A 21,781-nucleotide genomic window follows, 5' to 3' on the forward strand; every position below is an offset into this window, starting at 1 on the left:
AGTTTCACTGATTTAGAAAAGTGGTTTTGCTGATTTAGGAGAGGTTGATTAATATGGAAAAGATATATTTTGTAGGTGCTGGTCCAGGAGACAAGGAACTCATTACCTTAAAGGGATACAAGTTGCTACAAGTGGCGGATATAGTTATATATGCAGGATCCTTAGTCAACAGGGAACTGCTTGACTATTGTAAAGAGGGGGTAGTCCTACATGATAGCGCATATATGACCCTAGAAGAAATAATTGGAGTAATGGGAGAGGGAGCTAGGGCTGATAAGCTTGTTGTCAGGCTCCAAACAGGTGATATATCCATATATGGATCTATCAGGGAGCAGGCAGAGGAACTCAAAAAACTTGGTATAGACTACGAGTCTGTAGCCGGAGTTAGTTCATTTTTGGGGGCAGCTGCAAGCCTTGGCATTGAGTACACAGTTCCAGAGATTTCCCAGAGCCTGATAATTACGAGGATAGGTGGAAGGACACCAGTTCCTACGAGGGAGGACCTTAGGTCTTTTGCCTACCACCAAACATCTATGGCTATATTCTTGTCTGTGAATAGGATTGAAGAAGTAGTTGAAGAATTGATAGGTGGAGGATATAAGAAAGACACACCTGTTGCTATAGTCTACAAGGCTACATGGGATGATGAAATGACTGTAATGGGGTCTTTAGAGGACATTAGTCAAAAGGTAAAAGATGCAGGTATCAAGAAGACCGCCCTTATTTTGGTAGGGGATTTCTTGGGAGATAAATACAACTATTCTATGCTCTATTCAAAATATTTCAGCCATGAATACAGGAAGGCAAGTGATCAAATTGACGAATAGGACTAGAGATTTGATGGATAGGCCCATGGATAGGACTATGGACTTGATGAATAGGACCAGAGACTTGGGAGATAGGACAAGAGATATATTGTCTAGGGCTAGATATAAAAATGAAAAACTTGCCTATATATATCTTACTGATAGGTCAAGGTCCTTGGCCCAAGACTTGATTAAACTTTCGAGTGATAGGAATTTGGATTCTGAGCTCCTATATTTTAAAGACTTTAAGAAAAGTATAGACAGGTACTTTAATGATTTTGATTATCTAGTATTTATTATGGCGAGTGGTATAGCGATTAGGACAATCGCTCCTTTTATAAGGGATAAGTTTACCGATCCAGCTGTTATTGTAATGGACGAGCTGGGGATAAATGTCATCAGCATCCTAGGTGGACATATGGCAGGTGCAAATGAAATGACTGCCTATATAGCAAATAAAATTGGGGGCAACCCAGTGATAACAACAGCCACGGATATAAATGACAAGGGTGCCTTTGACCTACTTGTTAAAAAACTAGGTGCAAATGTGGATAATATAAGAGAATTGTCACTTAAATACAACTCTAGTATATTAAAGGGTCAGGGACCCTATATATATATTGATCCAGACCTTAGAGACCTAGTGATTGGTATTGATGGTTGGGAAAAGTCTATTAGAGGTTTTAAAAATATAGATGATAGAGTGATAGATTTGAATTATGAGATTAATAATAATAGCCAAGATGAATCTAAGACTAATTATGGTATAATAGTAATAAGCGACAAGCTAGATATAAATAAGACTGAGTTTGCCTATTTGTTTGATATACAAGATAGCAAGTGTGAGATAATAAGACTAGTTCCAAGGATCAATGTTCTAGGTATAGGCTGTAGGAAAAATACTGCTAGCCAAGTTCTAGATATGGCTATAAATACCTACTTGGAAGGGCAAAATATAGATGTGAAGTCTATAGATATGGTAGGCTCCATTGATTTAAAAAGGCATGAAAGGGCTATACTGGATTTTTGTGACAAAGAATCTGTAAAAAGTGAGTTTTTTGCCAGTGACCAACTAGTCGATTATGAAGACCTATATGAGAGGTCGGATTTTGTAAAAAAAGTTACGGGAGTGTCTTCAGTAGCTGAACCCTCATGCCACATACTGTGCGAGGGCAACCTGATAGGCAAAAAATATAAGAAAGATGGAATAACCCTTTCTTTGGGAAGGTATAAGAGGTGGAATAGATGATATATGTTGTGGGAATTGGTCCTGGGAAAAAAGACCATATGACACTAGAGGCTATTGAAGTGATAAAAAGGTGCGATATAATAGTAGGATACAAGACCTACATAGACTTAATAAGAGACCTGGTAGCTGATAAGATAGTAGTAGAAAATGGTATGAGACAGGAGATAGACAGGTCAAGGGCAGCCTTAGATCTGTCTAAAAAGGGTCATATAGTAGCTATGATCAGTGGAGGAGACTCTGGCGTATACGGGATGGCAGGCCTAGTATATGAACTTAACACAAAGGAAGAATGGGGACAGGAAATAAGGATTGTCCAGGGTGTAACCTCTAGTATATCTGCTGCGGCAGAACTTGGTGCTCCACTTATGAATGACTTTTGCCATATCAGCCTTAGTGATTTGATGACTCCCATGGACCACATACTCAAGAGACTTGAACTAGCTGCCCAGGGTGATTTTGTAATATGCTTATACAATCCGAAGAGCAAGGGCAGACCAGACCACCTAAGAAGAGCATTCGAGGTTATGGCTAGGTACAAGTCTAGTCATACACCAGTCGGTATTGTAAAGAATGCAGGAAGAGACAATATGGAAAAATATGTTATGACATTTGAAAATATGGACTACGATATATGCGATATGTCCACAATGGTCATAATTGGAAATAAGGAATCATACATTGAAAATGATAGTATAATAACACCGAGGGGGTACAGGATATGATACTAGTATTAGGAGGAACTTCAGATAGTTTAAAAATATGCGATAGACTATATGAGATAGGTATCAGCGATTTTGTATTGTCTGTAGTTACTGAGTTTGGAAGAGACCTAGCAGAGTCTCGTGCCAAAGACATCATAAATGGAAAGATGGACAAGGATGGTATGGTGGACTATATCATTAAAAATGAAGTTAGGCAGGTAATAGATGCAACCCACCCATATGCTGTTGAGGTATCGAGAAATGCCATGGATGCCTGTGAAGAGACAGATATAAAATACATAAGATTTGAGAGAAAGTCCTTGCTTGGTGAAATTAAATACCAGGGAGAATACATAGTTGATACAATAGAAGAGGCCTGTGCCATGATTCTTGGCAACGACCAGTGGGAGAATGTATTTATAGCCACAGGTAGTAAGAACCTTGGAACCTATGTAAAACTCTTAAAGTCTAAGTCTTTGGTTGCAAGAGTCCTTCCTACAAGTGAAGTCATAAGAAATTGCGAGGCCATGGGTCTAAATGCTGACAACTTACTGGCTATCAAGGGACCCTTCAGCAAGGATATAAATGTAGCCATGCTCAAGCATGCAGAGGTAGATGTAGTTATTACCAAGGAGAGCGGATTTGCTGGTGGCTTTATGGACAAGATTGCTGCTTGTGAAGAGCTAGGTATACCTATTATAATAATAAAGAGAAAGACAATAGACTATCAGAGAGTAGTACACGATATATCAGAGATAGAAGAAAGTATAATTTTTGGATAATAATTAATAAATAGTAATTGATAATATAAAGTATAGATTTAGGAGGGATTTATGGCAAACAAAAAGGCTTTACTGGTTGTCAGTTTTGGCACTTCATATGCCGACACTAGAAAACTTACAATAGAGGCATGTGAAGACAAGATAAGACAAGAGTTCAAGGACCATGATTTTTTTAGGGCATGGACTTCTAGAAAGATAATAAAGAAATTAAAGGAAAAAGAAAATACCATAATTAAATTCCCTGATGAGGTCATGGAAGAGATATACCAGGCTGGCTATGATGAAGTATTGGTTCAATCGCTGCATATTATAAATGGTGAAGAATTTGATAAGATCAAGGATATATGCAGGTACTACAAGGACAAGTTCGACAAAATAGTGCTTGGCAGACCACTTCTTTCAAGTCCTAAGGATTATGATGAAGTAACAGACATAATAGAAAAAATGGCTAGGGAAAACCTAGGAGACAATCCAGAAGATGGCGAAGTCCTTGTACTTATGGGGCATGGCACAGAGCATGTTGCCCATGCATCATATGCGGGTCTTGAATACAGGATCAAGGTAAAGGGACTGCCTGTATATGTTGGAACTGTTGAGGGTTACCCTGATGTAGATACTGTAATTGACCAGTTAAAAAAAGATGGTATACACAAGGTCCATCTCAGACCATTCCTTTTGGTTGCAGGCGTCCATGCCAAAAAAGATATGGCAGGAGATTCTGAAGACTCTTGGAAGACCAAGTTTACAAGGGCTGGATTTGATGTTGTAATCCATCTTGAGAGTCTAGGCCAGATGGAAGAGGTTCAGGATATGTTCCTTAGAAACTTGAAAGAGGAGATATAGGTCATGGGCAAATTATACGGCATAGGAGTTGGTTCCGGTGATAGTGATCTACTGACTATCAGGGCTGTTAGAACACTTGAAAAATTGGATGTCCTATATACACCACAGGCGAAAAAAGGTGGAGAAAGTACAGCCATGGGCATAGTGAGTGACTACTTAAGAGAAGACTTAATCGTAAAAGAAAGACATTTTCCAATGAACTACAATGATGATGAGAAGATTGAGGCTTGGGATATGATTTCAAGAGAAATTGAAATAGATGTCAAAGAAGGATTACATGTAGGTTTTATAACCCTAGGAGATCCTATGGTGTATTCTACCTATGTATACCTTTTGGAGAGGTTGATTAACAAGATAGAGATTGAGACTATACCTGGTATTAGTTCATTTATCAACATATCTTCTAGCAACAATTTTCCTCTTGTCATGGACAGGGAGTCTTTGGCTGTAGTTTCATGTACAGATAAATTTGACAGGCTCTCTTACTATGTTGATGATTTTGATTGTTTGGTACTTATGAAGGTATATAAGAATTTTAAAGATGTAGTAGACTTGATTGTAAAAAAGGAACTGAGTAAAAATGCAATCATGGTATCTAATTCATCTATGGAAAATGAGATTGTATACGAAGATATAAGTGAAGCTTTAAAGCTTGAGAAGGTTCCGTATTTTAGTACAATATTGATAAATAAGAAGTGGAAAAGAAAATAGGGGAGGTAACTAGATGAAGACCTTAATAGTATATTTTTCCAACCATCATTTAAATACACTTAAATTGGTTGAATTTTTGGATGGAGAAGTTGAGTTCGACAAATTAGAGTTAAGAGAGAATAGAGATGTATCAGAATTAGAATTGGATATAGACCAGTATGACAGGGTTATATTTGCTTCAGGTGTCTATTATGGAAAGCTTGCTAAGGAAATATACGATTTTGCTAGGTTATACAAGGATTCTTTGGCAAATAAAGACGTGGTAACAATAGCTACTGCTGGACTAGAATCAGTTGACTACATAAAGGACTTTGAAGAAGAAATCAGCAAATTGGGAATAAAGCTCAAGGGCAAGTTCCAGTGCAGGGGATATTGCACATATGGTCCTCTTAAGTTGATTGGAGGTTTTAGTATAAGCCACCCTGACAAAGAAGATTTTGATAAGCTACTAGAGTTTTATAGAAATTTATAGTGAATGATAATTATTATCAAAAAACTATTTACAAAACAATTGATAACTGATATCATATACCTAAAGAATTTATTATAAAGGAGAAGGGTATGATTAAAAAAGTATTTTCGGTATTTTCATTAGTAGTTTTGATGACTGCATTGGCATTTACGACAGCTTGTTCTAAGAAGGAAGCAAGTAGTGCAGGTTCGGATAAGAAGAATGTAGTAGTGACAACTTCATTTTTGGCAGATATGGTAGAACAGATAGCAGGTGATTCTGTAAATATAGATATGATAATTCCAGCGGGGGAAGATCCACATTTATATGTAGCTAAACCTGATGATCTAACTAAGATTCAAAAATCTGACTTGCTACTATACCACGGTATACATTTTGAAGGTAAGATGGTTGAAGCCCTAGAGAAGAAGGGTACAGCTGTTACAAAGAACTTCAAGGATGATGAAATTGGTGTTATGGAAGAAGATGGCAAGAAGATAAAGGACCCTCATTTCTGGTTTAATATAGACCTTTACAAGAAGGCAGTAGATGTAGCCAATGAAGAACTAGGTAAGTTGGTTCCAGAAAAGAAGGATGAGTACTCAAAGAAGGCAGAGGCATATAAGGCTGAACTTGACAAGTTAAACGAGGAAAACAAGAAGTTATTGAGCGAGATTCCTAAGGAAAATAGGTATCTAGTAACACCACATGATGCTTTTAACTATTTCTCAAGAGCATATAAAATAGAGGTAGTTGCTCCACAGGGAGTAAGCACTGACTCCGAGCTTGCCAACAAGGATATAGATAAGACTGCCCAATTTATAGTGGACCACAAGATCAAGGCTATATTTGCTGAATCTACCACAAATCCTGAAAGAATGAATAAGCTAAAGGAAATTGTAAAATCAAAAGGATTTGATGTAAAGGTGGTTTCAGGTGAAGACAAGGAGCTATTCTCTGACTCACTAGCACCAAAGGGAAGCAAGGGAGATACATTTATAGATATGTACAGACACAATGTTCAACTAATGAATGAGAACCTAAAGTAATAAACAAAAACTGAAGGTAGTTTAAGCCTACTTATATATACTCAGTTTGGTCATGTACTACTAAGTTAAATTTAAGATAGTTTTAAGCTACTAAAGACTAAAGGCAAAAAAGTTAAATAAGAATTATTAAGGGGGTCTTTTTTGAGCCCCCTATTTTTTATAGGAGGAAGTGCATGATAAAAAATAAAAGATTTAGATTGGAAAATCCTGTCATCAGGGTAGAAGACATGACAATGGCTTATGATGATACACCAGTAATTTGGGATGTTGATGTAGACTTTGTCCAGGGGATTAGGACGGCTATAATAGGTCCAAATGGTGCTGGTAAGTCAACCCTACTTAAAGGCATACTTGGTCTAATGAGTCCACTTACTGGCAAGGTTGAGTTTTGGGGAAAGGAATATTCTCAGGTGAGGCAGAGGGTTGCCTATGTACCACAGACAGAGACAGTCAACTGGAACTTTCCAATATCCGTATTAGATGTAGTCATGATGGGTAAATTTGGTCAGATGGGCCTATTTTCAAGGCAGGGCAAAAAAGAAAGGGAAGAAGCCCTATCAGCCCTAAGACATATGAAGATGGAGGAGTATGCAAACAGGCATATAGCTGACTTGTCAGGTGGACAAAAGCAGAGGGTATTTATAGCTAGAGCCATAAACCAGGATGCGGACATTTATATTATGGACGAGCCCCTTGCTGGTGTAGACAAGAATACAGAGAAAATCATAATGGAGAAGTTTGAAGAATTTAAGGCGGAGGGTAAGACTGTTATAGCGGTCCACCACGATATGAATACTCTGCTAGACTATTTTGATAATGTGGTAGTTGTTGACAAAACTATAAAGGCTCAAGGAAATTGTAGTGAGATATTTAAGGATATCAGTCCTCTTGAGTGGATGGCGAGGAGGAAGTAGATGGAGATACTAAGATCGTATACATTTCAGTTAATTTCTATAGGTACTCTATTCTTGGCAGTAGCTTCTGCTATAGTAGGGTCACTAAACCTATATAAGGGACAATCTCTGATAGGAGATGCTATAGGCCACTCTTCTTTTCCGGGTATAGTGCTCATATTTATGGTATTTCAAACGAGAAATCCAAATATGCTATTTGTAGGAGCAGTTCTTGCTGGAGCCCTTAGTTATTTTTTGATTCAGGTCGCAAAGAGAAATTCAAAGGTTAGCCTAGATGCTTGTTTGGCAATATTTTTGTCCGGATTTTTTGGGCTTGGTATGGTACTCAAGTCGATTATACAGGGAAATCCCAAGTACCAAGCTGCATCACAGTCAGGATTAGGCAACTATATATTTGGTCAAGCGGCATATATGATGGAAAAAGATATAAAATTGATAGTTGTGGTGTCAATAATAGTTGTAGCTACATTTATATTGTTTTACAAGCAGTTGGTTGTATTCACATTTGATACTGAGTTTTCAAAGACTATAGGTCTTAACACAAGATTGATAGAAGGGGTTCTATTATTTATGACAATAGGTCTCGTTGGTATAGGATTAAAGGCTGTCGGTTCAATATTGATAAGTTCTTTTTTGATACTTCCTTGTGTTGCAGCCAACCAGTGGTCTAAAAAGTTTTCGAGGGTTCTTGTAGTTGCTTCTCTTGTGGGAGGCCTATCTGCAATACTTGGTACTTATTTTTCATCTATCTACAGTGGATTGAGTACAGGACCGACTATTATACTATCAATGGGTAGTATAACTATATTTTCTATGCTGTTTGGCCCATATGGAACTATCAGCAAATCAATAAAATTAAGGAGGACAAGATAATGCTAGGATCACAGGCAGTATTACTAATAACATCTATAAGCTGTAGTTTGCTAGGGGTATTTTTGGTCCTAAGAAACCTTTCTATGATAGCTGATGCCATATCCCACTCTGTACTTTTGGGAATAGTACTAGCATTTTTTATCACTAAGGACTTGGAGTCTCCATTTTTGATTATAAGTGCTGGTGTATTTGGAGTAATTACAGTGGCCTTTATAGAGTTGGTCGGAAGGTCCAAGAGGGTTGACAGGAGTGATGCTATAGGTGTTGTATTCCCTATGTTCTTCTCCTTGGCTGTCATACTTATATCTAGGTATGCTAGAAATGCCCATATAGATACAGACGTTGTTTTGATGGGTGAGGTTATATTTGCATCACTAAATTCTGCAAATATAGGGGGCCTATATATTCCGATAAGCTTTTTAAGGATGGGTGTGACCCTTATACTAAATCTAGGATTTATAGTGGCATTTTACAGGTATTTGAAGACAAGTAGTTTTGATGAAGAATATGCAAAATTGATAGGTATGCCTATAGGCTTGATTTTCTATAGTTTTATGACACTTACATCCATAACTGCTGTTGCGGCCTTCGATGCTGTAGGTTCAATATTGGTCCTATCCTTTTTTATAGCACCTGCTGCCACAGCCTACCTGATATCCAAGGACCTAAAGAAGATGCTGGTACTTTCTTGTGTATTTGCAAGTATCACATGCCTAATAGGTAGTTATATATCCATTCAGATAAATGCATCAATGACTGGTATGTGTGCAGTTGTTGGTATGGTTTTATTTATGCTAGTCCTTTTGGTAAATAAGAACGGTATTGTATCAAGGGTCATAAATAGAAATAACCTCAAGGTCAAGGTAAGAAAGGATATGTTTATCGTTCATGTCGGAAACCATATTATAGATGGAAGTAGTAATGAAGAAAATAGGGTAGATACTATCAAGGAACACCTGGTTTGGTCTGATGAGGAATTGGACATTGTTACTGACAAGCTTAGAAAAGATGGTCTAGTCGAGGCTGTAGATGGCATCTATGACTTGACTACGATAGGGCACGAGAGATATGAATATCTTGTAGAGCTATATGGACTGGATAGCTAGGTTTATCCAAGACTAGTGCTAGTATATTGATAGCTATGTTGACCTAAGATTAGTAGGGGTATATTCATATCTATCTTTATCCAAGATTAACACCTGTACATTTTTTTAATATATATTTGAAACTGTGATTTATATCACAGTTTTTTTATTGACAAAATGATAACATTATATTATCAATTAGGATATCAATTGCAAAAATATGAGGCATATTTAAATACTGTTATTCAAAGGGGGTAATCGCATGAAGCTAGAGTTGAGTCATGAGTCGTTTGACCAGGGACTAGAGATATTGAGCAAGAAGTACAGGATATTTGCTCCAAAGAGATTTGCTAAGAGGGGGACTTTTTCAGACACTGACCTAATAAAGTATTCAATTGTAAATAAGTTCGAAGATATGGTTTGGGATGAAAAGTCAAATTTTTCGCCGAAGGAGACTATACTACCTATAAATGAGATATTATTTTACTTTACAGAAGGTGAGTTCAAGGAGTCTACTATAGATGATAGACAGAGCCTTGTATTTTTGAGGGCCTGTGACCTAAATGCAGTCAAGAGGGTAGACCAGATATACCTAGAAAATGGTGAAGAACCAGACTACTACTATAAGAGACATAGGGACAAGGTCAAATTTGTATTGGTTGGATGTCAGGAGTCGTTTAGAAATTGTTTCTGTGTAAGCATGGATTCAAACAAGGCAGATAAGTATGATATGGGAATGAATATAAGGGATGGAAAGATATTCTTAGATATAAGGGACGAAGACCTAAATGTATTTGATGGATGTCAGACTGACTTTGAAGTGGATTATGTTAGGGAGAATAAGTTCTCTATTGATGTGCCTGAAAATGTAGACTTTACATACCTACAGGGTCATGAGATGTGGGATGAATACGATGCAAGATGTATAGCCTGTGGTAGGTGCAATTTTACCTGTCCAACTTGTACTTGTTTTTCTATGCAGGATATCTTCTACAAGGAAAACCCAAATGCAGGAGAGAGAAGAAGGGTCTGGTCATCATGTCAGGTTGATGGCTATACTAGCATAGCTGGTGGTCATGCATTTAGAAACAAGCACGGTCAGAGGATGAGATTTAAGACTATGCATAAGATACACGATTTCAAGGAGAGATTTGGATATAATATGTGCGTTGGGTGTGGTAGATGTGATGATGCCTGTCCACAGTATATATCATTCTCAGAAGCAATAGAAAAAGTAAACAAGGCTATGAAAGAAAAAGACTTATAGGATTAGGAGGATATTATGTGCAATTGTAGCAACCCATATATACCAGTAGCGTGTGAAATACTAGAAATAACTAAACATACAGACAAGGAATGGACTTTTAGGACTAAGACCGATACGTCAAAGGTAAAGCCAGGTCAGTTCTATGAGATATCTCTACCAAAATACGGTGAGTCACCTATATCAGTATCAGGAATAGGTGAGAACTATGTAGACTTTACTATTAGAAATGTGGGTAAGGTAACAGGTGTCCTATTTGGCTATGAGCCAGGCGACAAGTTGCTTTTAAGAGGACCATATGGAAATGGATTTGATATAAATGAATACAAGGGAAGAGACCTAGTTATAGTTGCAGGTGGTTCAGCCCTAGCTCCAGTAAGGGGTATAGTAGAGTATGTATACGGTCATAAGGAAGAATTTAAGTCATTCAAGCTGATAGTAGGATTTAAGTCGCCAGCAGATGTATTATTTGCCAAAGACCTTGAAAGATGGGCAGAGAAATTAGACATCCTAGTGACAGTTGATGGGGCAGATGAGGGATATACAGGAAATGTAGGTCTTGTAACTAAGTATATACCAGAATTAAATATAGATGTAAAGCAGGCTTCAGTAGTGGTTGTAGGCCCACCAATGATGATGAAGTTCTCTGTTGGAGAATTCCTAAAGTTAAATATGGACGAAAAAAATATTTGGGTTTCATATGAAAGAAGAATGCACTGCGGTATAGGTAAGTGCGGTCACTGTAAGATGGATTCAACATATGTCTGTCTTGATGGACCGGTATTTAGCTATGATTTTGCAAAGACATTAGTGGACTAGGAGGAAGAGCTATGATTAGAGATTTAAATACAAAAAAAGTAATGAAAAATGCTTTTAGAATCACAAAACATAAGTATATGACATCTCTTAGAGTGAGGGTTCCAGGTGGACTAATTGACCCAGAGAGTTTGATCACAGTATCTCAGATATCTTCAAAGTATGGTGATGGTCAGATACATGTAACTACAAGACAGGGATTTGAAATTCTTGGAATAAAGATGGAGGATATGCCTCAGGTTAATGAGATGATCCAGCCAGTTATAGAAAAGCTAGATATCAACCAGAGCCAGAGAAACAAGGGTTATGATGCAGCAGGTACTAGAAATATATCTGCCTGCGTGGGTAACAAGGTCTGTCCAAAGGCCCAGTACAATACTACTCAGTTTGCCAAGAGGATAGAAAAGTCTATATTCCCACACGACCTACATTTTAAGGTAGCCCTTACAGGTTGTCCAAACGACTGTATAAAGGCTAGGATGCACGACTTTGGTATAATTGGTACTTGCCTGCCAGAGTATGACATGAACAGGTGTGTAACTTGTATGGCCTGTGTCAACAAGTGTAAAAACTATTCAGTAGGTGCCCTAAAGTGTGAAAACAACAAGATCGTTAGGGACGAGGAAAAATGTATCGGTTGTGGTGAATGTGTCCTAAATTGTCCGATGGGTGCTTGGACAAGAAGTCCTAAGAAGTACTACAAGTTGATGATCATGGGAAGGACAGGTAAGAAAAATCCAAGATTGGCTGAAGACTGGCTAAGGTGGGTTGATGAAGACTCCATAGTGAAAATCATAGAAAATACTTATGACTATGTAAAAGAATATATAGATCCAAAGGCTCCAGGTGGTAAAGAGCATATAGGATATATAGTTGATAGGACAGGATTTCAAGAATTTAGAAAGTGGGCACTTAAAGATGTATACCTACCAGATGAGTGTATAGAAAGTAAGAATATATACTGGACAGGACCCGTATACAACAGATAGAGTAGTAATACCTATTTAAATATGTTATACTATATAAGTTTATAGGTGGAGGTATTAGTGTACCGAATTCTATATTCTACAAGTAGCTATATTTTATAATCAGATATGTTTTAAAATCAAGAGATCAATGTACTAAAAAGGAAGGCTGGGAAAAAAGACCTGGCCTTCCTTTTTTGAGTATGACGGGCATGCCGTCAGTCTGTGGTGAAAGTCCACGTAGGGCGTAGTTGCCGACGAACCTCATAGCAACTTGCAAGGTTATCACCGTGAGGTGATGGCGAGAAGAAGCAATAGCAAAATCGTAGCCTGACGTACAGAAACCTAATACCAAGGCTTGTATAATGGATAAGTGGGCTCAAAGTCACGAAGTCCAAAAGGCAAACGTAACTTATGTAAGTAAATTAGGCAAAAAACTTTCTCGTAAGTGTAACATATGTATTGACAACTAAGAAATTTCTCCCCTTTCATATTCACTTAAGTGTTTAAAGTTTCTCTTTTTTGTGTTAAAATTAAGTTGATTCATTGTGATCCTCCTGTAGAATTTGTTAAGCAACTTATATTTTAACACAGGATTCGCCTCTAAAAATTGATATGCAAAAAATTTCTTGCGATTTACAGGAGTACGATACTGCAAGTCAAGAATATATCATATCGTTTATTAAAGAAATAGAAAATAAATATTTTAAGGAAGATAAACCAAGTATTTATAAAAATAATATAAAATATGTTGATTTTATGCTAACAAACAAATGTAATCTTAACTGCATACATTGCTCAAGTAGATGCGATAACAATAATAAACAAAAATTGTCTAGTAGTAAAATTTATGAAGTTCTAGATAAATTATCAGATTCAAATTTAGAACAACTTGTGTTGACTGGAGGCGAACCTCTTATGGTTGATGAAATAGAAAAAATCTTAGAATATGCTAGAAATAAGTTAGTAGGAACTAGAATAATTTTATCAACAAATGGCACTTTAATTGATAAATATGTGGATTCTATTATCAGGAATATAGATATAGTAAATATAAGTATCGATGGATACAGTGAAGAAATGACAAAAAAAATTAGAGGAAAGGGCGTTTTTGAAAAAATATTAAATGGAATTAAGTTACTTCAAGATAGAGGTTTTACTAATATTAAGACTTCTATGGTATTGTTGGAAAATAATAAAAAAGAAATGGAAAAATTTATTAAGTTCAATAAAGATTTAAAAACTGAGTATATTTTCAGAATGTTATGTAATGTTGGAAGAGCTAAAGATAACAAAGAATATTTTAGGAAAAAAGATTTTTCGGGTTATCCAGTTGCTAACTACTTATTAACATCAGGAATAAGTGATAAGAAACAATTGAATATCAGAGCATGTAATGCATATAATAATAAGATCTATATTAATCATGATGGTAAAATTTATCCGTGTCCTTCGTTAAAAATTGAAGATTTTCAAATAGGTGATATAGTAGATGTTAATTTTACATTTAAGAATCTCCTAGATAAAATGAACAATATGAAAAATAGTTTTTTTAATATTGATAGTTTTTTTTCAAATAGCAAGTGTAAAATATGTAGTAACAAAATATTTTGTTGGACTTGCCCAGCGGACTTTATAATAGCTAGAAAAAATCATGATATTAACGAATTGTGTAATGTTATGAAAGAAAGAATTGAAAAACTTTTTATATAGGAGGAAGTAGTCGTGAGAAAACTAATTTTTAATTCTATTTTAAAAAATTATAAAGATAGTTTGCCAACTATAGTAATTATATCTTTTATGATATGTGTTGTTTTTTCTAGTTTGACTGCTCAATATAGTCAATCTTCTTATGTTAAAAAAATTATAGAAAATAACACAACCAAAGCGCAAGCCGAGTTTTTTGATGTAAATAAATCACAATTAAAATTAATAAAAGATGAAAAAAGTATAAAATCAATGAGTATAACTAAAAGCTATGGTAATGCCTATATAAAAAATAGAATTTCAGAAAATATACTAGAATTTAACGAGGAATACTTTGAAAATTTTAATCTTAGACTAGAAGATGGTAGAATGCCTATTAATCAAAATGAGATTATATTAGAAAAAAGTATACTACAAAAATATAATATTAAACTAAATGAAGTAATAAACATTAGAGGAAACAAAATAATTGAATCTAAAGAAGGAAAAAAAGAATATGTAAATTATAGTATAAAATCTAAAGTAGTAGGTGATTATGTTTATCCGAGCATAATAGAAAATTTATACAAATATCAAGATATATTTATAAGTAGTAATAATGAGTTTAATAAAATAATAAATAATGAAAATTTGAGTTATAACGGTACAATAATATATAAACCAGGAGTTAATCCAATTAGTAAATCTGCGGAGTTAAGTTATAATATAAATTCAAGTAGTGATCATATTGTGCCAAATAGTATGTATAATGATTTAAATGAGCAAATAGCAACATCTTCGACTTTTACTAATACAGATAAAGTTACAATATTAATTGCAGGAATCATTATATTGAATATCTCTATTTTAAACTCAATAGAGGCATCTAGAAGACAAGGTTTAATTCGATTACTAGGGTGCTCAAAGAAAAAAACAATATTAATAGAAATATTAAAAAGCCTTATAGTATATTTAGTATCATGTTTTCTAGCTTATATAGTGAGTATATTTATGAGCAAAATTTTAATTAACGAATTTGACTTTACTGGCTCTTTGATAAATCCAAGAAAAGCAAATTTATTATTAGATATAAAGTTATTTATTAAAGTTATATATCCACTTTTTATAATATATTTAGCTACAACAATATATTCGTGTAAAGGAATATTTTCTAAAACTCCAATAGAACAATACAATATAAGTAAAGATTATTCTAGTAGATTTATTAAAGAATTTAATATTAAAAAGCTAGAGAATAAAATTTTAATAAATAATATATTAAGTGAAAAGTTATTTGTCATATCGAATACAATAATATTAGCTTTTTCAGGACATATGTATCTAGTTAATTATTATAATAATAATGTTCCTGCGGGAGTTACTAATAATGAATTGGCTTTTTATGAAAAAGTAGATTTAAATATATATAGAGATCTTAATGTAAAAAAAGATATAGTAGCTCTTGAAGAATGTAAAATAAACAATCTATCTTCCTTAAATGGAATAAAAGAAATTTATAAGGTTCAACATGAAGATGGATATGAATATCTAAATACTAGTCAATTAACTACGAAATATACAACAACAGATGATAAAGGATAATGAAACAAAAGGACTACGTTTTAATGTATTATCTTTTGATAATAATGCGATGGGAAAATTTTTGGTTGATAATAAATTTATAAAGGATAATATAAAAATAAAATCTGGAAACGATATACCGAATGTACTAATTTATAATCAATTCTATTCTATAATAGACCATAAAAATCAAGACGTTATAAAAGGTTTAAAACAAGGTGATATTATAGAGGTATCTCTGCCATATTATGAGAAAAATGGTGATATGAAGTTTAAAGATCATAAAGTAAAAATAGCCGGATTCTTAAGTAAACAGTGGTATATATACTCGAATACGGAACAAACAATACCAGATATAATATTTTCAGATACAGATTTTGACAAACTAGTGGGAAGAAATACGACTGATAATATATATATTTCTTTAAGTAATAAAAAAAGTGTAGATACTGTAAAGAGTGAAATAGAGAAAAAAATTGGTAATAGAAATCCTTATATGGGAATAAAAACACAAAGTGAGGCGTTCAATGAAGCCAATAAGCTAGTGGATAGCTTTAAAGTAAGAAAAATTACAATATCATATTTCCTATTATTAATGTCTAGTGTAAATATTATTATAGGTTTGATTGTAAGTTTTATAAGAAATTATAATGTTTATAGCATATTTAATGCATTAGGAGGAAAAAGAAAGAAGATAAAGAAAATATATATATGTGAAATATTAGTATTAACAATTCCAGGAGTATTAGTCGGTATTTTGTATAGTACATTTGATGCATTTAGGTTTTATAAATTTTGGAAAGATAGAGCAATACTAAAGGGGTTAAATACTAGTATGTCATTTATGGTACCTTCCAAAAATATAATTTTATATGTTATGCTAGTTATTTTTTCGGGGATTATTGCATATTCATTTATAAATAAGATAATAAATTCTATTAAAGTAAAGTAAATACGATATTAAATATTGTGCACAGATAATTTAATATATTAAACTAAAAATAGGAGGAAATTATGTCAAATATCGTAAAAATAAAAAAAATAGACTCACCCTGTTAGAAATTGGGGTTCTATATTCGGAGAGCTATCAATCATGTTCGAAGAACGCATAAGTTACTAGATTTAAAACTGACTTTATAGCAGTTTTTATTGACATGCAAAAAATTAAGTAATATTATAAATTAAAGGGAAGTTGGATTTTCACCAGCCTTCCCAATAATCAAATATTTATTTTTTAACTGCCTAATCGGCAGATTAGCCATAGAAGGCTAATTTACAGAAAAAATCACATACACTCAAGTCCTACCTACTCGATTGTATGAATTTTTTAGGAACTTGTCCTATATTTATTTAATTTTATTTGCAACCCATCCAACTAACAAACTGCCACCAATAATATTACCTATAGTTATAAAGAATAGGGCATATGCAGCCTGTCCAATACTTATGCTTGTTATTGACTTAGACATTATTGCTATAGCGAACACAGTCATATCTGCTATACTATGTTCGAAACCACTAGTCATAAAGGCATAAATACACATTATGATTATTATAAGTTTTGCAGCATCATTTTTTGTCCTATTACATGTTAAAATAGCAAGACACACTAGGAAGTTACAGAAGATTCCTCTTGTAACAAGTTCCAGTGGACTAAGACTCACCTTTGCAAGTGCAGCTGCTGAGTAGAAATCCTGAATAGGTCCCTTGATTAGGCCAGTTCCTATAAATACTCCCGAAAGAATTATAGATCCTATTAAATTTCCAACCCAAGACCTAAGCCAAACTGAAGACAATTGGCTTGTAGTGACGCTTCTATTTAATCTGCCTATAGTCATTATCATATTATTGCCTGTAAATAACTCCGTACCTAAAAATATAACCAGTGACAAGGCTACGGAAAATGAAAGTGCGGGAAGTAGCTTTGCACCTGGACTATGTGCAGATGTTAAAATAGCACCCACTGTAAATGATACTAGGACACCCAGTCCTATTAACGCACCAGCAAAAATAGATGATACCCAATATTTTGAAGGATTTTTCCTTATTATTTTAACTTTTTGGCTTGCTGCCTGTGATAGTATTTCTATTGTCTCGTTCATTATTAGATCCTTTCTTTACATACAAACTATCTTTTAATTTTTGAGAAAAAAGGTAGAATACAAGGCTAAATAGGATCAGTATAACCAATATAAAAACTGCAGAGTGAAAAAAGAATTCTTCTGGCAAGATGCTTATTATTGGGTCATATGTGCTATCAAATAACCAATAGTCATTTCTAAAGAATATCTTGTGAAAAACCTCAAAACTCTTATAAAAGTTAAGGGCAAAAGGTATACTCAGCAAGACGGGGACAAGAAATATATTTACTGAAACTAGCTTGAAATATTCGTATTTTTCCTTCTTTATCGTGTAAATTATACCATAAATTGATGTAAATAAAAAGAGAAAGTTAATTTTTATAAGATTTTGCAGCAGTTTTTTTACATCCTTGAAATGAGTGATACCATTGTTGGATGATGGTAGGTCAGGCAGGTTAAAATTAGTGTTTATAGGGCTTAAACAGTAGTCTACAACGTAGTTATAATTCCTTGCTATGAGTTCTTTTGAATAGCCTGTCACCCTGACCAGGTCAAGATGGTCTATATCAAAATAGTAAAGGGGCTTGAAAGAAAAGACGAACAATATACTTGTAAGTATTATAAATATAGGAATTGAGTGTACTGTTAGCACACTCAATTTATCTAGGAATGTTTTTTTATTTTTTTTATCGTTTATAATTTTATTCATAGTTACCTCATTCTTTAAATAATATAATTACAGATTATTATAGCTTGTCTAGTGTAAAAAGACTATTACAGTTTGTCCAGTACAAAAATATTATTATTTTTTTCTAGCATTTTATTTGTCTCCATATCTTTATCTTCAGTCCATATTATAGACTAAATGCCTTATAAATGCTATACTTTATTAGGTGATATATGATTATTTTTTTGTATTTTATAGAAAAATAAGATGAAATTAATTATTTGTCTACTTAGTATTGGAGGACATGAATTGAAGTTAATAGTAGGAACGAGAGGGAGTAAACTAGCGGTCACTCAAACGAAGATAGTGGTTGACGCTATAAAGAGTAATTTTGAGAATATTGACGTAGATATAAAGATAATATCTACTAAGGGGGACCGTATTTTAGATAAGAGCCTAGACAAGATAGGAGACAAGGGAATATTTACCCAAGAAATAGAGAGACAATTGATAGAGGGTGAGATAGATTTTGCTATACATAGCTTAAAGGATATGCCAAGCGAGCTAGGAGAGGGATTGGTACTTACAAAGACCATTCAAAGAGAAGATCCTAGAGACCTCTTGATACTTAACAGCAAGTTTAAGAAGATTGACGACCCAATAAAGTGGCTTAAAGAAAATGATGGCATGAGAATAGGTACGGGCAGTAAGAGAAGAAGTGCCCAGCTACTAAATATTAACCCCAATTTAAAGATAGACCTTATAAGGGGGAATATAGATACTAGACTAGAAAAGATGGAAAAAGAGTCTTATGATGCAATAGTACTTGCTGCAGCAGGTGTAAATAGGCTCAAGATGGACTGGATAAATTCATATGTCTTAGATGAGGGTAGCATGATACCAGCAGTAGGTCAGGGAGCCTTGGCAATTGAGATAAAAGAAGGAAATCAAGAGCTTGTGAATATATTTGAAGCTATATCTGATGATATTGCAAATGTATGTGTAGAGGCAGAAAGAACGTATTTGGCAACTATAAATGGAGGCTGTCATATGCCGGTTGGTGCCTTGGCTCAAGTAAATGAGGGCAAACTCTGTTTAAAGGGTATTTATGGTAGTGAGGATTGTAAACTTATAATAAGCTCAAGCCTAGAGGGACCTCTAGAGGATGCTCAAAGGATTGGGAGAGAACTAGCTGACAAGATATTAAGAGAATTTGAGGAAAAGAAGAGGTAATAAATGGCTAAGGTATATATAGTCGGGGCAGGACCTGGAGATAAGGGACTGATAAGTGTTAAGGGCATGGATGCTATTAAGAAGGCAGATGCAATAGTATATGATAGGTTGGTTGATGAAAATATCCTCCTTTATGCTAAAGATGGATGTCAGATGATATATGTCGGCAAGCAACCGCACAAGCATACTATGAAACAAGAAGAGATAAACCAAGTCCTTGTAGAGCTTGGTCAAAAAAATATGGATGTAGTCAGGTTAAAGGGTGGAGATCCCTATGTATTTGGAAGAGGGTCAGAGGAGATAGAGGCCCTAGTTGATGCTGGAGTGGACTTTGAACTTGTTCCAGGCGTTACCTCCGCCATAGGTGGACTTGCATACGCTGGTATACCTGTTACAAGTAGAAATATGTCATCGGCCTTTCACGTTATAACTGGAAATGGTAAAAACTCTACAGATGTAGATGTTGACTGGGAACTACTTGCAAGAGCTAAAGGTACACTTGTTTTCTTGATGGGTGTTGCTAATATAGTTACTATTGTCGACGGGCTAGTGTCTAATGGCAGGGATTCAAATACACCAGCAGCCTTTGTATCGTGGGCTACATGGTACGATCAAAAGACCTACGTTACTGATTTAGCTAGGGCTGCAGAAACAGTAGAAAAGGAAGGGATAAGACCTCCAGCCTTGTTCGTTGTTGGTGATGTTGTAAATTTAAGGGAAAAACTCTCATATATAGAGGATAGACCCCTACATTCAAAGACAATAGCCTTGACTAGGGATACAAGGCAAGCCCTAAAGTGGTTACCAAAGATAGAAGAAAGAGGGGCAAGAACCCTAATTATACCAAGTATAAAGATTGAGCCTAGTCACGTGGACCTATATCCTGACGCCGAAAAACCTATATTTGATGGATATGATTGCCTAGCATTTACAAGTCCAAATGGCGTTAAGTATTTTATGCAGGCAATGAAGGACTCATACTTGGATATCAGGAGCCTAGCAAGTATTAAGATAGCCTGTCTGGGACATGGTACCCTAGATGAACTCATGTCTTATGGTGTCCAGCCCGATATTTTGACATTTGAGTCGAATGGTGGATCTCTTTCAGAAGCCATAGCTGGTTACTACGAACATATGTTATTGACAGGCGAAACTAGGAGAACTGCCAAGAAGATAAAAAAAGTTATTTTGGCAGGGTCTAACTTGTCGGGTGAAAGTCTTAAGGAAGGCCTAAAAAAACATCGTATAAAACTAGATGTTCTGGAGGTGTATACAAACAAACCCAACATAGACCATTACCAGATGATTGAAGACAAGATAGCCAGCACAAGGATAGATTATATGGTCTTTGCTAGTCCTTCTAGCTTTTATTCTATAAGTGATTTAGTAAAAGAAGATAAGGACGATAGCCTGGGTCAAAGACTGTCAGATATAAAGTCAGTAGCTATTGGTAAAACTACAGCAAGAGCTATGCTTGATATGGGATATGAGCCGACTATAGTATCAGACGAACCAAGCATAGATAGGATTCTTGACCTTATAGAAGAAGATATAAACAAGGAGGATAAGTAGTGTTTTACCCATTGATGATTGACATTGAAGATATGAATATAATAATTGTAGGAGGAGGTAAGATAGCCTATAGAAAGGCATCCTATCTCAGAAACTACAATAAAAAGGCTAGGGTCATAGCCAAAAAATTCCACGACAATTTTTACCAAGATAGCTATGAATATGACCTGTCTTCTAAGGAGTTTGAATTTAAGGATCTAGATGGTGTTGATATGGTATATGCAGCAACTGACGACAAGGACTTAAATAGCCAGATAACAGAATACTGTAGGGAGAAGAAGATTTTGGTTAATAATTTAGATACTTCTCGTAGGTCCAGTTTTATTAATACGGGGAACTTTGTAAAAGAAGTAGATGGTATGGATGTAATTGTGTCAGTATCTACTTTTGGCAAGGACTGCAGTCTGACCAAGAAGGTTAGAAATAAGATCCAAGACCTATTATAAGACTAG

22 protein-coding genes are annotated in these 21,781 nt (G+C 34.8%); 20 read left to right on the forward strand and 2 right to left on the reverse strand.

Annotation, left to right across the window (positions count from 1 at the left end; genetic code table 11):
• Nucleotides 1–53 precede the first annotated feature (53 nt).
• From HMPREF0631_RS06080 to HMPREF0631_RS10190, 17 genes are all read left to right on the forward strand, one after another.
• On the forward strand, nucleotides 54–827 hold the full coding sequence (locus HMPREF0631_RS06080; protein ID WP_004167214.1) for a cobalt-precorrin-4 methyltransferase: 774 nt from the start codon (nucleotides 54–56) through the stop codon (nucleotides 825–827).
• Nucleotides 808–2,055, forward strand: a complete 1,248-nt coding sequence (locus HMPREF0631_RS06085) for a cobalt-precorrin 5A hydrolase (protein WP_004167254.1) — start codon at nucleotides 808–810, stop codon at nucleotides 2,053–2,055. Before HMPREF0631_RS06080 ends, HMPREF0631_RS06085 begins: the two co-directional genes overlap by 20 nt.
• Complete coding sequence (gene cobJ / locus HMPREF0631_RS06090) at nucleotides 2,052–2,777, forward strand: precorrin-3B C(17)-methyltransferase (RefSeq protein ID WP_004167149.1); 726 nt, start codon at nucleotides 2,052–2,054, stop codon at nucleotides 2,775–2,777. Before HMPREF0631_RS06085 ends, cobJ begins: the two co-directional genes overlap by 4 nt.
• Nucleotides 2,774–3,538 (forward strand): precorrin-6A reductase, encoded by a 765-nt coding sequence (gene cobK, locus HMPREF0631_RS06095; protein ID WP_002846189.1) that lies wholly within the window; start codon nucleotides 2,774–2,776, stop codon nucleotides 3,536–3,538. Before cobJ ends, cobK begins: the two co-directional genes overlap by 4 nt.
• 51 nt (nucleotides 3,539–3,589) lie before the next feature.
• Nucleotides 3,590–4,381: a sirohydrochlorin cobaltochelatase gene (locus HMPREF0631_RS06100; RefSeq protein WP_002846190.1), complete on the forward strand. Its 792-nt coding sequence runs from the start codon at nucleotides 3,590–3,592 to the stop codon at nucleotides 4,379–4,381.
• A 3-nt stretch (nucleotides 4,382–4,384) separates the two neighbouring features.
• Nucleotides 4,385–5,092, forward strand: coding sequence for a cobalt-factor II C(20)-methyltransferase (locus HMPREF0631_RS06105; RefSeq protein WP_004167158.1), 708 nt, complete (start codon nucleotides 4,385–4,387; stop codon nucleotides 5,090–5,092).
• Between the two features lie 13 nt (nucleotides 5,093–5,105).
• Nucleotides 5,106–5,564, forward strand: coding sequence for a flavodoxin domain-containing protein (locus HMPREF0631_RS06110; protein WP_004167189.1), 459 nt, complete (start codon nucleotides 5,106–5,108; stop codon nucleotides 5,562–5,564).
• 89 nt (nucleotides 5,565–5,653) lie between these two features.
• Nucleotides 5,654–6,592: a metal ABC transporter solute-binding protein, Zn/Mn family gene (locus HMPREF0631_RS06115; protein WP_002846195.1), complete on the forward strand. Its 939-nt coding sequence runs from the start codon at nucleotides 5,654–5,656 to the stop codon at nucleotides 6,590–6,592.
• Between the two features lie 173 nt (nucleotides 6,593–6,765).
• The gene (locus HMPREF0631_RS06120) at nucleotides 6,766–7,506 is read left to right on the forward strand and encodes a metal ABC transporter ATP-binding protein (RefSeq protein WP_004167215.1); all 741 of its coding nucleotides are present in this window, start codon (nucleotides 6,766–6,768) and stop codon (nucleotides 7,504–7,506) included.
• A complete protein-coding gene (locus HMPREF0631_RS06125) occupies nucleotides 7,507–8,379 on the forward strand; it encodes a metal ABC transporter permease (protein ID WP_002846197.1) in 873 nt (290 codons plus the stop codon).
• Nucleotides 8,379–9,485: a metal ABC transporter permease gene (locus HMPREF0631_RS06130; protein ID WP_004167163.1), complete on the forward strand. Its 1,107-nt coding sequence runs from the start codon at nucleotides 8,379–8,381 to the stop codon at nucleotides 9,483–9,485. The genes HMPREF0631_RS06125 and HMPREF0631_RS06130 overlap by 1 nt, the downstream gene beginning before the upstream one ends.
• A gap of 241 nt (nucleotides 9,486–9,726) precedes the next feature.
• Complete coding sequence (asrA, locus tag HMPREF0631_RS06135) at nucleotides 9,727–10,731, forward strand: anaerobic sulfite reductase subunit AsrA (protein ID WP_004167255.1); 1,005 nt, start codon at nucleotides 9,727–9,729, stop codon at nucleotides 10,729–10,731.
• 15 nt (nucleotides 10,732–10,746) lie between these two features.
• Nucleotides 10,747–11,547 (forward strand): anaerobic sulfite reductase subunit AsrB, encoded by an 801-nt coding sequence (gene asrB, locus HMPREF0631_RS06140; RefSeq protein ID WP_004167178.1) that lies wholly within the window; start codon nucleotides 10,747–10,749, stop codon nucleotides 11,545–11,547.
• Between the two features lie 11 nt (nucleotides 11,548–11,558).
• A complete protein-coding gene (gene asrC, locus HMPREF0631_RS06145) occupies nucleotides 11,559–12,533 on the forward strand; it encodes a sulfite reductase subunit C (RefSeq protein WP_002846204.1) in 975 nt (324 codons plus the stop codon).
• A 735-nt stretch (nucleotides 12,534–13,268) separates the two neighbouring features.
• On the forward strand, nucleotides 13,269–14,222 hold the full coding sequence (locus tag HMPREF0631_RS06150; protein ID WP_242821666.1) for a radical SAM/SPASM domain-containing protein: 954 nt from the start codon (nucleotides 13,269–13,271) through the stop codon (nucleotides 14,220–14,222).
• 12 nt (nucleotides 14,223–14,234) lie between these two features.
• Nucleotides 14,235–15,797: an ABC transporter permease gene (locus HMPREF0631_RS10185; RefSeq protein ID WP_004167240.1), complete on the forward strand. Its 1,563-nt coding sequence runs from the start codon at nucleotides 14,235–14,237 to the stop codon at nucleotides 15,795–15,797.
• A complete protein-coding gene (locus tag HMPREF0631_RS10190; RefSeq protein WP_242821665.1) occupies nucleotides 15,784–16,728 on the forward strand; it encodes an FtsX-like permease family protein in 945 nt (314 codons plus the stop codon). Before HMPREF0631_RS10185 ends, HMPREF0631_RS10190 begins: the two co-directional genes overlap by 14 nt.
• A gap of 394 nt (nucleotides 16,729–17,122) precedes the next feature.
• On the opposite strand, the gene HMPREF0631_RS06160 is transcribed toward HMPREF0631_RS10190, so the two are convergent.
• Nucleotides 17,123–17,878 carry a formate/nitrite transporter family protein gene (locus tag HMPREF0631_RS06160; protein WP_004167201.1) on the reverse strand — a complete coding sequence of 252 codons (756 nt, stop codon included), beginning with the start codon at nucleotides 17,876–17,878 and terminating at the stop codon, nucleotides 17,123–17,125.
• Nucleotides 17,829–18,566 carry a TIGR01906 family membrane protein gene (locus tag HMPREF0631_RS06165; protein ID WP_004167226.1) on the reverse strand — a complete coding sequence of 246 codons (738 nt, stop codon included), beginning with the start codon at nucleotides 18,564–18,566 and terminating at the stop codon, nucleotides 17,829–17,831. Before HMPREF0631_RS06165 ends, HMPREF0631_RS06160 begins: the two co-directional genes overlap by 50 nt.
• A gap of 267 nt (nucleotides 18,567–18,833) precedes the next feature.
• Between HMPREF0631_RS06165 and hemC the strand changes: the two genes are divergently transcribed.
• Genes hemC through HMPREF0631_RS06180 form a run of 3 tightly spaced genes read left to right on the forward strand, consistent with a single transcriptional unit; the run spans nucleotide 18,834 to nucleotide 21,775 of the window.
• Nucleotides 18,834–19,757: a hydroxymethylbilane synthase gene (gene hemC / locus HMPREF0631_RS06170; protein WP_004167245.1), complete on the forward strand. Its 924-nt coding sequence runs from the start codon at nucleotides 18,834–18,836 to the stop codon at nucleotides 19,755–19,757.
• 3 nt (nucleotides 19,758–19,760) lie between these two features.
• Nucleotides 19,761–21,329 carry a uroporphyrinogen-III C-methyltransferase gene (gene cobA, locus HMPREF0631_RS06175; protein ID WP_004167153.1) on the forward strand — a complete coding sequence of 523 codons (1,569 nt, stop codon included), beginning with the start codon at nucleotides 19,761–19,763 and terminating at the stop codon, nucleotides 21,327–21,329.
• The gene (locus HMPREF0631_RS06180) at nucleotides 21,329–21,775 is read left to right on the forward strand and encodes a precorrin-2 dehydrogenase/sirohydrochlorin ferrochelatase family protein (protein WP_004167242.1); all 447 of its coding nucleotides are present in this window, start codon (nucleotides 21,329–21,331) and stop codon (nucleotides 21,773–21,775) included. The genes cobA and HMPREF0631_RS06180 overlap by 1 nt, the downstream gene beginning before the upstream one ends.
• The last annotated feature ends 6 nt before the right edge of the window (nucleotides 21,776–21,781 follow it).

The organism is Peptostreptococcus anaerobius 653-L, from assembly GCF_000178095.1.
GTDB classification, from domain to species: Bacteria; Bacillota; Clostridia; order Peptostreptococcales; family Peptostreptococcaceae; genus Peptostreptococcus; species Peptostreptococcus anaerobius.